This window comes from Streptomyces uncialis (assembly GCF_036250755.1).
In the GTDB taxonomy this organism is placed as follows: Bacteria; Actinomycetota; Actinomycetes; order Streptomycetales; family Streptomycetaceae; genus Streptomyces; species Streptomyces uncialis.
The window spans coordinates 2,933,372-2,948,093 of the sequence record NZ_CP109583.1 but is presented as its reverse complement, the minus strand read 5'-3'; the positions used below and the strand labels follow the sequence as shown (position 1 = coordinate 2,948,093).

Genomic DNA, 14,722 nt, shown 5'->3' with positions numbered 1-14,722 from the left:
CGGGCGGCGTGTTGGAGGGGGTACGGGCCGTAACGGTCCTGTGGCAGTACCGGTACCCGATCACGATTGTCCGAAATTACCCGCTCTTTACACTCTACGGGGAAGGCTCACGTGACCGACTGGAGGGGACGATCACGGTGAACAGGACCAGGGTGACGGTGGGCGCTTCCGGTATCGCGCTTCCCGGACAGTCGGGCGCGCCCGCCGCGGAGGTGGCCGCGGAACGGCGGCTCGGTGTCGTACGGGACTTCCGCGACCGTTCGGGCAGGGGGCCCCGCGCGCTGCGTTTCGACCCCGGTGACCTCGTCGTCGTCTCGGGTCTGCCCGGCAGCGGGAAGACGACGCTGATGGCGCGGACGGTGGGGGACACGGATCTCCGGGGCGGGGCGGGTGCCGGGGCCCTGGGCGCCGCCGCGGCCGCGGTCCGGATCGACTCCCAGGACACCCGGGACCGCTGGGCGCGGCGGGTTCCGGCGGCGGTGCCGTACGCGCTGTACCGGCCGCTGGTGCGGTTCGCCCACTTCGCGGGGCTGCGCAGGGCGCTGCGGTCCGGGGCGGGTGTCGTGGTGCATGACTGCGGGACGCAGGCGTGGGTGCGGCGGTGGCTCGCGCGGGAGGCCCGGCGGCGGGGGGCGGTGCTGCATCTGCTGCTGCTCGATGTCGCGCCGCGGACCGCGCTGGACGGGCAGCGGGAGCGGGGGCGCGGGGTGTCGCGGTACGCCTTCGCGCGGCACCGGCGGGCGGTGGGGCGGTTGGTGCGGGACGCGGAGCGGGGGGTTCTGCCCCGGGGGTGCAGGTCCGCGGTGCTGCTCGACCGGGCCGCGGCGGACACCCTCCGCACGATCGCCTTCGCTTGCGCCTCCGGGTCCGCGCCCACGCCTCTCCCCGTGCGGGTCGCCCCCGGTCTGCGCGGTACCCCGCACCCCTGAGGTTCCCCGGGCTGGGCGTACTTGTTCCCGTGCCGTCGCTCGTGGGGTGCGCAGTTCCCCGCGCCCCTAGGGTTTCCCGGCTGGGCGTACTTGTTCCCGTGCGGGTACTTCGGGGGTGCGCAGTTCCCCGCGCTCCTGGGTCGTCCCGGGTGGGCGTCGCACGTGCTGTGCGGGCTCGACGGGGGTGCGCAGTTCCCCGCGCCCCTTGATCGCGCCCCTGGACGCTGCCGGTCGGGTGCGGCAGGCAGCCACAGGCCGGCCCCGAGGCGGCAGCCCCCAGGCCCGCGAGGAACCGCGCACCCCTGTCGGGCCCGCACGGGACGAGTTACGCCCAGGGGCGAGTACCCAGGGGCGCGGGGAACTGCGCCCCCCGTCCGGCCCGCACAGGAACAAGTACGCCCAGACGCGAGGACCCAGGGGCGCGAGGAACTGCGCACCCCACGAGCGACGGCACAGGGACAGGTACGCCCACCCGGGCAAACCTAGGGGCGCGGGGAACTGCGCACCCCACGAGCGACGGCACAGGAACAAGTGGGCCCAGCCGGGCAGACCCAGGGGCGCGGGGAACTGCGCACCCCCGAAGTACCTGCACGGGAACAGGTACGCCCAGCCGGGGAACCCTAGGGGCGCGGGGAACTGCGCACCCCACGAGCGACGGCACAGGAAACAGGTACGCCCACCCGGGCAGACCCAGAGGCGCAAGCGAAGGCGGCCCGCGGGGAACCGCACACCCCACGAGCGACCCGCACGGGAACAGGTACGCCCAGCCCGGGGGACCCCGGCACGCGGGCCCGGGGCGGCCCGGTGAGGGGGCCGCGTACGGACGGGAAGGCGGCCGCCCCCACCTCGCGCCCCCGCGACTTCGCTAAGGTGCGTGCCGCACCCCGCACCGTCCAGAGCAGGTGGTTGACCATGGAGTTCCCGGCCCCCGCACCGGCCCCCCACCCCCCGGAGGGCCCCGCACCGGCCCCCCACCCCCCCGAGGGCAACGGGTGGCCCGCGAACGAGTTGGAGGAGGTGCTCGCCGCCTCCGTGGGCGTCCCCACGGCCGCCCCCCGGATCGTCGAGGCCCTGGGCCGCAGCCGGATATGGGTTCCGCTCCCCAACGGCGGCGGCCGCACCAGCAGCAGCCTCGATCTGCCGACCCTGGAGATCGACGGCCAGGCCTACGTCCCCGTCTTCAGCTCCGAGCACCGCTTCCACCAGACCGTCGGCGACCGTATGGACGGCACCGCCGCCCCGGCCGTCGAGTTCGCCCGGGGCCTGCCCCCGCAGCTCGGCATCGTCCTCAACCCCGACGGCCCCGTCGGCGTCCCGCTGCCGCCCCCGGCCGTCGCGGAACTGTGCCGCGCCGGACGCACCGCCCTCGACGGCCCCGGCAGCGGCGGCCGGGTCCGCCTCTTCGAGCCGGACTGGAAGGAGGACCCCGTCGACTTCCTCGCCGCCGCGAGCGCCGAGTTCGAGGGCACGGGCGTCGTCACCACGGCCCGCCGCTGCCTCGCCAGCGTGGAGGGCGCCGAGCCGAACCTCTTCGTCGGCGTCGAACTGGACCCCGCGCAGCTCGCCGGAGCCGGTCGCGAACTCCCGCTGGACGCCCTCGGCCGCGCCCTCGGCCTGGTACCGGTGGCCTGGGGGGTCAACCTCGTCCTCCTCGATGTCGCCCATGATCCCGTCGCCGACTGGATGCGGGAGAAGGTGCGGCCCTTCTACGCCCGGGGCCGGTGAGCACCGTCACCTGTGACCGACCTGGGACCGGCACGTCAAGTCGGTCCCGGCCGTGGCGCTTAAGCTGGTTTCATGGCCTGATCCGGGGCCCGGGCGGACCGGGGCGGACGAATCGGGTCGTGTCGGCTGCGGAACTGTTCTGATGGGTCACGAAGGGGCGGTCAAGGGTGAGTGCGTCGGGCACGGCTGCGGCCGGGCAGATCGAGCACATGCTGCGCCAGGTGACCCCCGGGCGCTACGACGCGTACGAGGCGTTGCTGCGCGCCCTGGCCGACCCGTCGTCCGGCCAGGTCTGGATGCTGCTGTGGCAGGGCCGCTCGGGCTCGCCCGACGCCCAGTACGGCAACATGGACGTCGACGGCCTCGGCTACGCCCCGTGTGTGACCTCGGCCCAGGAGCTGTCCGCGAGCGGCTGGAACCGCGGCTACGAGGTGCTGCCCGTCACCGAGGTCGCCCGCGCGCTCTACCCCGACCGCTACGGCCTGTGGCTCAACCCGCATGCCCCCGGCGGCGGTGTCGGCATCCCCTGGCTCGATCTGCGGCGCGTCGCCACCGGCCTGGAGCGCCAGCCCGCCGGACCGCTGCGGCTGACCGAGCCGGCGATCGAGATCCCGCAGTTCTACGCGCTGCTCGGACAGAACGCCCACCGCACCCCCGCCGTCCGCTCGCTGCGCCGCGCCTGGGTGCAGCCCGCGCTCGGCGCCCCGTACCTGGCGATCGGGCTGGACGTGTACGACAGCGGCCCCGGTGCCGTGGACGCGGTGCGGGCGATGATGCAGCAGTCCATCGGCGCGGTGCCCGAGGGCCTCGCCGTGTCGACGGTCGCGCTGTCCGACGAGTACGACCCCGTCGCGATGTGGCTGCGGGCGCACGCCCGGCCCTTCTACGACCGTGAATCGCATGTCGCCCCCGCCGCGCCTACCGCCGGGTACGGCTACCCGCCGCAGCAGAGCGCGTACTGACCCGCTCTGTCACCTCACGGGCCCTCCGTGCCCGTTGACCCCTTTTACTCTTCGGCGCGGCTTGTGCGGGCAGAAGTCGCACTGGTCTACGCGCGTCCTGTAACGGTTTCCAACTGGCCGGTGTCCGGGGTTCGTTACCTCCCGTTCGAATAACGGAACCTGCCGGACCGCATCACGGTTGCGCATCCATTCACTGTCAGGTCTGGCTACGGATCGCGGCCGGGATGAAGACTCCCGCACCAGGGGCCGCGCCGCCCCGCTCGACGGGGGCACCCAGCCCTCACGCACGACGGCTGATCATGTCGCCATCGCGGCAAGTACGGGCCGGTCACCGCCGGTTGAGAAAAGGGGTCCCCGCCACCATGACGGCACCATTGCACGAGCCCACCGCGCAAGCGGCCCCGTCGGCCGCCGAGGAGGTCGCCGCGGTCGAGGGGAAGGCGGTGCAGGGGCGTTCCCTCGGGCGTATCGCCTGGGAGCGCCTGAAACGCGACAAACTCGCCCTGTTCGGCGGCGCCGTGGTGCTGCTGCTGATCCTGGTCGCCATCCTCGCCCCGTTCATCACCAAGCTCGCGGGCCAGGACCCCGACGTCCATCACGAGGACCTGATCGACCCGCTGTTCTCCACCCCGATCGGCTCGTACGGCGGGATGAGCGGTGAGCACTGGCTCGGTGTCGAGCCCGTCAACGGCCGCGACATCTTCGCCCGGATCGTCTACGGGGCCCGGATCTCGCTGCTCGTCGGCTTCGCGTCCGCGATGGTCGCCGTCGTGATCGGTACGGTCCTCGGGGTCCTCGCCGGTTACTTCGGCGGCTGGCTGGACGCGGCCATCAGCCGGCTGATGGACCTGCTGCTGTCCTTCCCGCAGCTGCTGTTCATCATCGCGCTGGTCTCGGTGATGCCGAACGAGATGCTGGGGCTCACCGGCACCGGTGTCCGGCTCTTCGTGATGATCCTGGTCATCGGCTTCTTCGGCTGGCCCTACGTCGGCCGTGTGGTGCGCGGCCAGACCCTCTCGCTGCGGGAGCGCGAGTACGTGGAGGCGGCCCGCAGTCTCGGCGCGGGACGCTTCTACATCCTGTTCAAGGAACTGCTGCCCAACCTGGTGGCCCCGATCATCGTGTACATGACCATGATGATCCCGACGAACATCCTCACGGAGGCGGCCCTCAGCTTCCTGGGTGTCGGCGTCAAGCCGCCCACCTCGTCCTGGGGCGACATGCTCTCCTCCGCGGTGAGCTACTACGAGGCCGACCCGATGTACATGGTCATCCCGGGTCTGGCCATCTTCATCACCGTCCTCTCCTTCAATCTCTTCGGCGACGGCGTACGCGATGCGCTCGACCCGAAGGGCTCCCGCTGAACTGCCGTACCACCAGGGCCCGTTGCTCGGACAGGCCACGAATCACACGGAGGAACCGACATCGTGACTACCCACATCAGCAGAGGACGGCGCAAGCAGGCCGTGGCGGCGACCGCCGTGGTCGCGGCGCTGCTGGCCACGGCGGCGTGCGGCGGCGACAGCGGCGGCGACAACGATGGCAAGGGCGGCGGCAAGGCCGCGGGCTTCGACGCGGCCAACAACAAGATCGCGAGCGCCGGTACCACGAAGGGCGGCACGCTCAAGTTCGCGGGCGCCCAGGACGCCGACTCATGGGACACCACCCGCGGCTACTACGGCTTCGCGTGGAACTTCATGCGCTACTACAGCCGTCAGCTCGTCACCAGCCAGACCCAGCCCGGCAAGGCCGGTTCCGACCTGACCCCGGACCTCGCCAACGCGCGCGCCGAGATCAGCGACGACGGCAAGACGTACAAGTACACCCTGCGTGACGGGATCACCTGGGAGGACGGCAAGCCGATCACCTCCCAGGACGTCAAGTACGGCATCCAGCGCGTGTGGGCGCAGGACGTGCTGTCCGGCGGCCCGATCTACCTCAAGGACGTCCTCGACCCCAAGGGCGAGTACCCGGGCCCGTACAAGGACAAGTCCAAGGACAAGCTCGGCCTCAAGGCGATCGAGACGCCCGACGACAAGACCATCATCTTCAAGCTGCCCGAGGCGAACAGCGACTTCGAGGAGATGCTGGCGCTCACCTCGGCGTCCCCGGTCCGCCAGGACAAGGACACCAAGTCGAAGTACGGTCTGAAGCCGTTCTCGTCCGGCCCGTACAAGTTCGAGTCGTACACGCCGAACAAGGAAATCACCCTCGTCCGCAACACGGAGTGGAAGCAGTCCTCCGACCCGGTCCGCAAGGCCCTGCCGGACAAGGTCACGGTGACCCTGTTCTCGAACGCCGACGAGATGGACAACCGCATCCTCGCCGGTGACTACCACCTGGACATCAACCAGACCGGGCTGTCCCCGCAGGGCCGTATCAAGGCCCTGAAGGACCACAAGAACAACCTGGACAACCCGGTCTCCGGCTACATCCGCTACGCGGTGTTCCCGCAGACGGTCGCGCCGTTCGACAACATCGAGTGCCGCAAGGCCGTCATCTACGGCGCCGACCACAAGTCGCTCCAGACCGCGCGCGGCGGCCCGATGGCCGGTGGCGACATCGGCACCAACATGCTCCCGCCGTCCGTCCCGGGCTCCGAGGGCCAGAAGTACGACCCGTACGGTCTCGCCCAGAACGACGGCAAGCCCGACGAGGCCAAGGCCAAGGACGCGCTGAAGAAGTGCGGCAAGCCGAACGGCTTCAAGACCACCATCGCCGTCCGGAACAACAAGCCGGTCGAGGTGGCCACCGCCGAGTCGCTCCAGGCGTCGCTGAAGAAGATCGGCATCACGGTCGACATCGACAAGTACGACGGCTCGCAGACCTCGGGCATCATCGGCAACCCGAAGGTCGTCAAGGACAAGAACTACGGCATCATCATCATGGGCTGGGGCCCCGACTTCCCGTCGGTCCAGGGCTACGGCCAGCCGCTGTGGGACAGCAAGTACATCCTCGACAGCGGTAACAACAACTTCGCGATGATCAACGACAAGGCGATCGACGGCAACTTCGACAAGTTCGTCACCGAGCTGGACGACGCGAAGAAGGAGCAGCTCGCCACCCAGATCAACCACCAGGTGATGGAGGGCGCGTACTACCTGCCCTTCGTCTTCGAGAAGTTCATCAACTTCCGGTCGTCGGACCTGACCAACGTGTACACCACGGACGCGTACAGCGGTCAGTACGACTTCATCAGCCTGGGCCTGAAGTAACGACCACCCCGGCACACCCGCCGTACGGCACGAAAGGCAGGTGAAGGCCGGAGCGGTAGGGTCGCGGGCCACCGGAGGACCTCCGGTGGCCCGCGACCCCCGCCGGGCCGAAGAGCTGTGCTCGCATACCTCATCAGGCGGCTGCTGGCCGCCGCAGTGATGCTGGTGGTCATCGTCGTGGTGGTCTTCTGCATCTTCTTCCTCATCCCCCAGTGGGCGGGCGTCGACCCGGCCACGATGTACGTGGGCAAGCAGTCCGACGCCGCGGCCGTGGAGGCCGTGCGGGACAAGCTCCAGCTCGGCGACCCGATCTACGCGCAGGTCCTGGAGTTCTTCAAGGGTCTGTTCGTCGGCCGCACCTACGCGGCGGGCGGCGAGGTCACCAACTGCTCGGCTCCCTGCTTCGGTTACTCGTTCCGCAGTGAGCAGGCCATCTGGCCCGTCCTCACCGACCGGCTGCCGGTGACCCTGACCCTGGCGCTCGGCGCGGCCGTCCTGTGGCTGCTGTTCGGTGTCGCCGCCGGTGTGCTCTCCGCCCTCAAGCGGGGCACCCTGTGGGACCGCTCGGCCATGGTCGTCGCCCTCTCGGGCGTCTCCCTGCCGATCTACTTCACCGCGCTGCTCTCGCTCGCCGCCTTCGACTACGGCCTCGGCTGGATCGACGGCGAGTACCAGGAGATCGGTGACGGACTCGGCGGCTGGTTCCAGGGCATGCTCCTGCCCTGGGTGACCCTGTCCTTCCTGTACGCGGCGATGTACGCGCGGATCACCCGGGCCACCATGCTCGAAGTGCTCGGCGAGGACTACATCCGCACCGCCCGCGCCAAGGGACTGACCGAACCCGTCGTCATCGGCAAGCACGCCATGCGCTCCACGATGACCCCGATCCTCACCATGCTCGGGATGGACCTCGGGGCCCTGATCGGCGGCGCGATCCTCACCGAGACCGCGTTCAACCTCCCAGGACTCGGCCAGGCCGTCCTCAAGGCGATCAGTGAACGCGACCTGCCGATCATCCTCGGCGTCACCCTGGTCACCTCGCTCGCCGTGATCGTCGCCAACCTCGCCGTGGACTTCCTCTACGCCGTGATCGACCCCCGAGTGAGGCTCGCATGACCCGACTCAGCAAGACCGGGGCGGCCCTCGGCGAACCCGTGACCGACTCCCCGCCGCCCACCGCGTTCCTCGACGTACGCGATCTGAAGGTGCACTTCCCGACCGACGACGGCGTGGTCAAGTCCGTCGACGGACTCAGCTTCACACTGGAGAAGGGCAAGACCCTCGGGATCGTCGGGGAGTCCGGCTCCGGCAAGTCGGTGACCTCGCTCGGCATCATGGGCCTGCACACCGCCGGCCAGTACGGCAAGCGCAAGGCCCGGCTCTCCGGGGAGATCTGGCTCGACGGACAAGAGCTGCTGTCCGCCGACCCGGACAAGGTGCGCAAGCTGCGCGGCCGGGAGATGGCGATGATCTTCCAGGACCCGCTGTCCGCGCTGCACCCGTACTACACGATCGGCCAGCAGATCGTGGAGGCGTACCGCGTCCACCACGACGTCAGCAAGAAGGCCGCCCGCAAGCGGGCCGTCGACATGCTCGACCGGGTCGGCATCCCCCAGCCCGACAAACGCGTCGACAGCTACCCGCACGAGTTCTCCGGCGGGATGCGCCAGCGCGCCATGATCGCCATGGCATTGGTCAACAACCCCGAACTGCTCATCGCGGACGAGCCGACGACCGCCCTCGACGTCACCGTCCAGGCGCAGATCCTCGACCTGATCCGCGATCTCCAGAAGGAGTTCGGCTCGGCGGTCGTCATCATCACCCACGACCTGGGGGTCGTCGCCGAACTCGCCGACGACATCCTGGTGATGTACGGCGGCCGGTGCGTGGAACGCGGACCCGCCGAGCAGGTGTTCTACGAGCCCCGCCACCCCTACACCTGGGGACTGCTCGGCTCGATGCCCCGGCTCGACCGCGAGGAGACCGAACGGCTGATCCCGGTCAAGGGCTCCCCGCCCTCGCTGATCAACATCCCGGACGGCTGCGCCTTCAACCCGCGCTGCCCGTACGCGGACGTCCCCAAGGACGACGTCACGCGCAAGGTCCGCCCCGAGCTGACGCGGGTCGGCGGTGCCCACTGGGCCGCCTGCCATATGGCGCAGGAGCAGCGGGAGCGGATCTGGACCGAAGAGATTGCGCCCAAGCTGTGAGCGAGGACAAACCCGTGACGAGCGACGACAAAGGCTCCAAGCCGGTCCCCGCCCAGCGGTCCGCCGGCGCCGCCTTGACCGAGGACCCGGCACCCGGCGAGGTGCTGCTGAGGGTCAGCGGTCTCCAGAAGCACTTCCCCATCCGCAAGGGCCTGCTCCAGCGGCAGTCCGGGGCGGTCAAGGCGGTCGACGGCATCGACTTCGAGGTGCGCGCGGGGGAGACCCTGGGCGTCGTCGGCGAGTCGGGCTGCGGCAAGTCCACGATGGGGCGGCTCATCACCCGGCTGCTGGAGCCCACGGCCGGCACGGTGGAGTTCCAGGGCCGGGACATCACGCACCTCGGGGTCGCCGGGATGCGGCCCCTGCGGCGCGATGTCCAGATGATCTTCCAGGACCCGTACTCCTCGCTGAACCCCCGGCACACCATCGGCACGATCGTGGGCGCGCCCTTCCGGCTCCAGCGCGTCAGCCCCGAGGGCGGTGTCAAGAAGGAGGTCCAGCGGCTGCTGGAGGTGGTCGGCCTCAACCCCGAGCACTACAACCGCTATCCGCACGAGTTCTCCGGCGGCCAGCGCCAGCGCATCGGGATCGCCCGCGCGCTCGCCCTCAAGCCGAAGCTGGTCGTGGCGGACGAGCCCGTGTCGGCGCTGGACGTGTCCATCCAGGCGCAGGTGGTCAACCTCCTGGACGATCTCCAGACCGAGCTGGGGCTCACCTATGTGATCATCGCGCACGATCTGTCCGTCGTCCGGCATGTCTCGGACCGGATCGCGGTGATGTACCTCGGCAAGATCGTCGAGCTGGCGGACCGCAAGTCGCTGTACGCGTCGCCCATGCATCCGTACACCAAGGCCCTGATGTCGGCGGTGCCGATCCCGGACCCCCGGCGGCGGACCGCCAAGAGCGAGCGCATCCTGCTGAAGGGGGACGTGCCGTCGCCCATCTCGCCGCCCAGCGGCTGCCGGTTCCACACCCGGTGCTGGAAGGCGACGGAGATCTGCGCCCGGCAGGAGCCGGTGTTCGTGGAGCTGCGGCCGGGGCAGTCCGTGGCCTGCCACCATCCCGAGAACGCGGCGGATCAGGCGCCGGGGGACACGGTGCTGTTGTCGGCGGCGGTGGACGCGGTGGCGGTGGTGGCGGTGGGGAAGGACGCGCCGGCCCCCACGCATGTGTCCGACCCGTCGCAGGTCCGGACTCCGTCGGAGGCGGCCGCGGACGACGCGTGAGCGGGTGGCTCCCGCCCCGCCTCCGGTGACCGCCGGGGGCGGGTCGCCTTCGCTTGCGCTTCCGAGGTTTGTCCAGCTGGGCCTACCTGTCCCTGTGCCGTCGTTCGTGGGTGCGCAGTTCCCCGCGCCCCTTTGGGGCGCCGTCTGCTTGTTCTTCGGGTCGGTGCCGGTCGGGATTCTCCGTCCTCGCTCCAACGCGCTCGGTCGGACATCCCCCTGGTCCGACTGAAGAGCATCGGAGTCTGCGGGCAGAGATTCCCGCCCACCCCCTTACGTGAGTCCCGCGACTGCACGAGGAGGGGGGTTTGAACCCCGGCCCCGCTTGCTGACAGCCCGCACCCTGACGACAGCCCCAGGAGAGCGCCCCCAAAGGGGCGCGGGGAACTGCGCAAAAGACGAGGGCGGACCCGCACCCTAGGAGCGACCGCAATGGGGCAGCATCCAGGGGCGCGGGGAACTGCGCACCCCCGTCCGACCCGCACGGGAACAGGTAGGCCCAGCCGGACAGACCTCGGAAGCGCAAGCGAAGGCGACCTGCGGGGGATATGGGGGAGAATGGCCCGTGCTCCAAGACCTGTTCACCCCCTCCGTCCAGCACGCGCTGGACCTCGCCGGGATCTTCGTCTTCGCCATCTCCGGCGCGCTCCTCGCCGTACGCAAGAACTTCGACGTGTTCGGCATAGCCGTACTCGCCGAGGTCACCGCCCTGGGCGGCGGGCTCTTCCGCGACCTGGTGATCGGCGCCGTCCCCCCTGCGGCGTTCACCGACCTCGGCTATTTCCTGACCCCCCTGGTCGCCGCGGCGCTCGTCTTCTTCCTGCACCCGCAGGTGGAACGCATCCAGACGGGGGTGAACGTCTTCGACGCCGCGGGCCTCGGCCTCTTCGGGGTGACGGGCACCACCAAGGCGTACGAGTACGGCCTGGGGCTCACCGCGTCGGCGGCGCTCGGACTGGCCACGGCCGTCGGCGGCGGTGTGCTGCGGGACATGATCGCCAACGAGGTCCCGTCCCTGGTCCGCTGGGACCGGGACCTGTACGCGGTACCGGCCATGGTCGGCGCGTGCATGGCCGCCCTGTTCATCCAGTACGACATGCTCAACGTCCTGACCAGCGCGATCGCCGTGGTCACGACCTTCGCCATCCGGCTGCTGGCCCTGCGCTTCCACTGGCGCGCGCCCCGCGCCTGGAACCGCCGCTCGACGGCCGTGGAGATCGACGAGTGAGCGGCCGACGGTCCGGGACCGGCGGAAAGCTACCGCTTAGTATGGACCTGTTGTAGCGTACCGGCATGTCAGAGACACGGGTAGAGGCAGCGATCGGCGACAGCGAGTTCGACCGGGACACCGCGGTCGTGCCCCGGGGCCCCACCGACCCGGGCGTCTACGACACCGAGCTGTCGCCCGGCTGGACGATCATCTCCGCCGTCAACGGCGGCTATCTGCTCGCCCTCGTCGGCCGCGCCCTCGCGCACGCCCTGCCCCACCCCGACCCCTTCACCGTCTCGGCCCACTACCTCACGGCGTCCCGCCCCGGCCCCGCCGTCATCCGCACCGAGACGGTCCGCACCGGCCGCACCCTCTCCACCGGCCAGGCGTCCCTCTTCCAGCTCGACGACGACGGCCACGAGGTCGAACGGATGCGGGCCCTCGCCGCGTACGGAGACCTCGGCGCACTCCCCGACGACGTCCGCACCTCGGCCAAGCCGCCCCAGCTGCCCCCTTACGACCAGTGCCTCGGCCCCGAGGACGCCCCGGGCGACACTCCCCTGCCCGGCAGCTCCGCCATCACCGAACGGCTCGCGCTCAAGCTCGACCCCGCGACCCTCGGCTGGGTCCTCGGCGCGCCCTCCGGACGCGGTGAGATGCGGGCCTGGCTCGGGCTCGCCGACGGCCGGGACCCTGACCCGCTGTCGCTGCTGCTCGCCGTGGACGCCCTGCCGCCGACCGCCTTCGAACTCGGACTGAAGGGCTGGGTCCCCACGGTCGAGCTGACCGCCCATGTCCGCTGCCGTCCCGCCCCCGGCCCGCTGCGGGTCTCCGTCACCACCCGCAATCTCGCGGGCGGATTCCTGGAGGAGGACGCCGAGGTCTGGGACAGCGCGGACCGGCTCGTCGCCCAGTCCCGCCAGCTGGCCCGCGCCAAGCTGGACTGACCCCGCACCCCGGTACGCGATGCTGGGGACGTGAAGTCCGACCGGCTGCTCTCGATCCTGCTGCTGCTCCAGACCCGGGGCAGGGTCCCCGCGCCCGAGCTCGCCGAGCGGCTGGACGTGTCGGTGCGCACCATCTACCGGGACGTCGAGGCGCTCTCCGCGTCCGGGGTGCCCGTGTACACCGAACGCGGCCGGCACGGCGGGATCGCCCTGCTCGACGGCTATCGCACCGATGTCACCGGACTCACCGCCGACGAGTCCCGCGCCCTGTTCGTCGTCGCCGCGCAGGGCGCCCACACCGCGCTGGGACTGGACGAGGCCCTCGCCTCCGCGCTGCTCAAGGTCATGGCCGCGCTGCCCGCCCCCCACCGGCCCGCCGCCGAACTCGTCAACAGCCGGGTCCTCGTCGACGCGACCCGCTGGTACCCCGGACCGCCCCGCGAGGGCGGCCCGGTGGACCTCGGAGCGCTCCAGGACGCCGTCTTCACGGACCGCCGGCTGCGGCTGAGCTACCGGCACGGCGGTGCGACGGACCACCGGACCCGTACCGTCGACCCGTACGGACTGGTCGCCAAGGCCGGCGTCTGGTACCTCGTGGCCGACCAGGACGGCGACCCCCGGCTCTTCCGCGCCGACCGGATACGCGCCGCGACCGTCCTCGACGATCCCGTCGAACGCCGCCCCGGCGCCACCCTCGCCGACACCTGGGACACCCTGCGGCGCACGGTCGAGGACCGCCCCCGCGGCATCGAGGTCACCGCCCGGGTCCGCCGCTCCCGACTCGACCTCTTCCTCACGCTCTGCGGCGGCGCGGTCCGCGACCTCCCGCCGGACGGTACGGGGGAGTGGCTGACGGTGAAGCTCACCTACCGTTCCCCCGCCGAGGCACGGCTGACCCTCGCCTTCGCGGACGACGTGGAGGTCCTGTCACCCCCCGAGGTCCGCGCGGAACTGGCCCGCGCCACCCATGCGCTCACCACCCGCTACGGCGGTGCCACGGACGGCGTCTGACCCCGGCCCGCGCCCTGGGACGCCGCCCCGCGCCGCCACCGGGAACACCGCTCGAAGCACCGCGAAGCGGACCAGGGGCGGCCCGCCGACATCCCCCCGGCCCCGGCTCGTAGAATCGGTCCACCATGGCTTACCTCGACCACGCCGCGACCACTCCGATGCTCCCGGAGGCGATCGAGGCGATGACAGCCCAGCTGACCGTCACCGGCAACGCCTCCTCGCTGCACGCCGCCGGACGCCGCGCCCGCCGCGCCGTCGAGGAAGCCCGCGAGACCCTCGCCGACTCCCTCGGCGCCCGCCCCAGCGAGATCGTCCTCACCTCCGGCGGCACCGAGGCCGACAACCTCGCCGTCAAGGGCCTGTACTGGGCCCGCAGGGACGCCGACCCCGCCCGCGTCCGCGTCCTCGCCGGACCCGTCGAGCACCACGCCGTGCTCGACGCCGTGCACTGGCTCGGCGAGCACGAGGGCGCCACCGTCGAATACCTGCCCGTCGACCGGTACGGGCGGGTCCACCCCGAAGCGCTGCGCGAGGCCATCGCCCGCAACCCGGCGGACGTGGCGCTCGCGACGGTGATGTGGGCCAACAACGAGATCGGTACGGTCATGCCCGTACGCGAACTCGCCGCCGTCGCCGCCGAGTACGGGATTCCGCTGCACGCGGACGCCGTCCAGGCCGTCGGCCAGCTGCCCGTCGGCTTCGCGGACTCCGGGCTCGCCGCGATGACCGTCTCCGGCCACAAGATCGGCGGCCCCTACGGGATCGGCGCGCTGCTCCTGGGCCGCGAGTGGACGCCCGTCCCGGTGCTCCACGGCGGCGGCCAGGAACGCCACGTACGCTCCGGGACGCTGGACGCGCCCGCGGTGGTGGCCTTCGCCGTCGCCGCGCGGATCGCGACCGCACGCCAGGAATGGTTCGCGACGGAGATCGGCGCGCTGCGCGACGACCTGATCGACGGGGTGCGCCGGGCCGTGCCCGACGCGGTCCTCGGCGGCGACCCGGTGGACCGGCTCCCCGCCAACGCGCACTTCGCCTTCCCCGGCTGCGAGGGCGACTCCCTGCTGCTGCTGCTCGACGCCCAGGGCATCGAGTGCTCCACCGGCTCCGCCTGCACCGCGGGCATCGCCCAGCCCAGCCATGTCCTCCTCGCCACCGGCACCGACCCGGACCTCGCCCGGGGCACCCTGCGCTTCTCGCTGGGCCACACCAGCACCCAGGCGGACGTGGAAGCCGTCACCAAGGCGATCGGCCCCGCCGTGGAACGCGCCAGGTCGGCCGGACTGACCTGAC

Annotated in this window: 12 protein-coding genes; all 12 read left to right on the top strand. The window is 71.3% G+C overall.

Annotated features, from left to right (window positions below; genetic code table 11):
- Positions 1–137 precede the first annotated feature (137 nt).
- The 12 genes from OG711_RS11930 (at position 138) to OG711_RS11875 (ending at position 14,721) form a co-directional block, all read left to right on the top strand.
- Entirely contained in the window at positions 138–929 is a 792-nt protein-coding gene (locus tag OG711_RS11930; protein ID WP_405673262.1) for an AAA family ATPase, read from the top strand.
- A 912-nt stretch (positions 930–1,841) separates the two neighbouring features.
- A complete protein-coding gene (locus OG711_RS11925) occupies positions 1,842–2,654 on the top strand; it encodes an enhanced serine sensitivity protein SseB (RefSeq protein WP_329559223.1) in 813 nt (270 codons plus the stop codon).
- 167 nt (positions 2,655–2,821) lie between these two features.
- Positions 2,822–3,616 carry an enhanced serine sensitivity protein SseB C-terminal domain-containing protein gene (locus OG711_RS11920; RefSeq protein ID WP_073793223.1) on the top strand — a complete coding sequence of 265 codons (795 nt, stop codon included), beginning with the start codon at positions 2,822–2,824 and terminating at the stop codon, positions 3,614–3,616.
- A gap of 362 nt (positions 3,617–3,978) precedes the next feature.
- The gene (locus OG711_RS11915; protein ID WP_073793224.1) at positions 3,979–4,980 is read left to right on the top strand and encodes an ABC transporter permease; all 1,002 of its coding nucleotides are present in this window, start codon (positions 3,979–3,981) and stop codon (positions 4,978–4,980) included.
- Positions 4,981–5,043: 63 nt separating this feature from the next.
- Positions 5,044–6,831 carry an ABC transporter substrate-binding protein gene (locus OG711_RS11910; protein ID WP_266507884.1) on the top strand — a complete coding sequence of 596 codons (1,788 nt, stop codon included), beginning with the start codon at positions 5,044–5,046 and terminating at the stop codon, positions 6,829–6,831.
- A 117-nt stretch (positions 6,832–6,948) separates the two neighbouring features.
- Positions 6,949–7,947 carry an ABC transporter permease gene (locus OG711_RS11905; RefSeq protein WP_073793226.1) on the top strand — a complete coding sequence of 333 codons (999 nt, stop codon included), beginning with the start codon at positions 6,949–6,951 and terminating at the stop codon, positions 7,945–7,947.
- Positions 7,944–9,041, top strand: coding sequence for an ABC transporter ATP-binding protein (locus OG711_RS11900; RefSeq protein WP_073793227.1), 1,098 nt, complete (start codon positions 7,944–7,946; stop codon positions 9,039–9,041). Before OG711_RS11905 ends, OG711_RS11900 begins: the two co-directional genes overlap by 4 nt.
- Before the next feature lie 14 nt (positions 9,042–9,055).
- On the top strand, positions 9,056–10,267 hold the full coding sequence (locus OG711_RS11895; RefSeq protein ID WP_329559222.1) for an ABC transporter ATP-binding protein: 1,212 nt from the start codon (positions 9,056–9,058) through the stop codon (positions 10,265–10,267).
- A gap of 562 nt (positions 10,268–10,829) precedes the next feature.
- The gene (locus tag OG711_RS11890; RefSeq protein WP_073793228.1) at positions 10,830–11,492 is read left to right on the top strand and encodes a trimeric intracellular cation channel family protein; all 663 of its coding nucleotides are present in this window, start codon (positions 10,830–10,832) and stop codon (positions 11,490–11,492) included.
- Between the two features lie 65 nt (positions 11,493–11,557).
- Positions 11,558–12,421 carry a thioesterase family protein gene (locus OG711_RS11885; RefSeq protein ID WP_329559221.1) on the top strand — a complete coding sequence of 288 codons (864 nt, stop codon included), beginning with the start codon at positions 11,558–11,560 and terminating at the stop codon, positions 12,419–12,421.
- Positions 12,422–12,451: 30 nt separating this feature from the next.
- A complete protein-coding gene (locus tag OG711_RS11880) occupies positions 12,452–13,432 on the top strand; it encodes a helix-turn-helix transcriptional regulator (RefSeq protein ID WP_329559220.1) in 981 nt (326 codons plus the stop codon).
- A gap of 125 nt (positions 13,433–13,557) precedes the next feature.
- Positions 13,558–14,721: a cysteine desulfurase family protein gene (locus tag OG711_RS11875; protein WP_073793230.1), complete on the top strand. Its 1,164-nt coding sequence runs from the start codon at positions 13,558–13,560 to the stop codon at positions 14,719–14,721.
- Position 14,722: the final 1 nt, after the last annotated feature.

Coding starts and splice junctions, on each gene's coding strand:
- OG711_RS11925 (WP_329559223.1), top strand. CDS start 1,842: ATGGAGTTCCCGGCCCCCGCACCGGCCCCCCACCCCCCGGAGGGCCCC.
- OG711_RS11915 (WP_073793224.1), top strand. CDS start 3,979: ATGACGGCACCATTGCACGAGCCCACCGCGCAAGCGGCCCCGTCGGCC.
- OG711_RS11900 (WP_073793227.1), top strand. CDS start 7,944: ATGACCCGACTCAGCAAGACCGGGGCGGCCCTCGGCGAACCCGTGACC.
- OG711_RS11885 (WP_329559221.1), top strand. CDS start 11,558: ATGTCAGAGACACGGGTAGAGGCAGCGATCGGCGACAGCGAGTTCGAC.
- OG711_RS11875 (WP_073793230.1), top strand. CDS start 13,558: ATGGCTTACCTCGACCACGCCGCGACCACTCCGATGCTCCCGGAGGCG.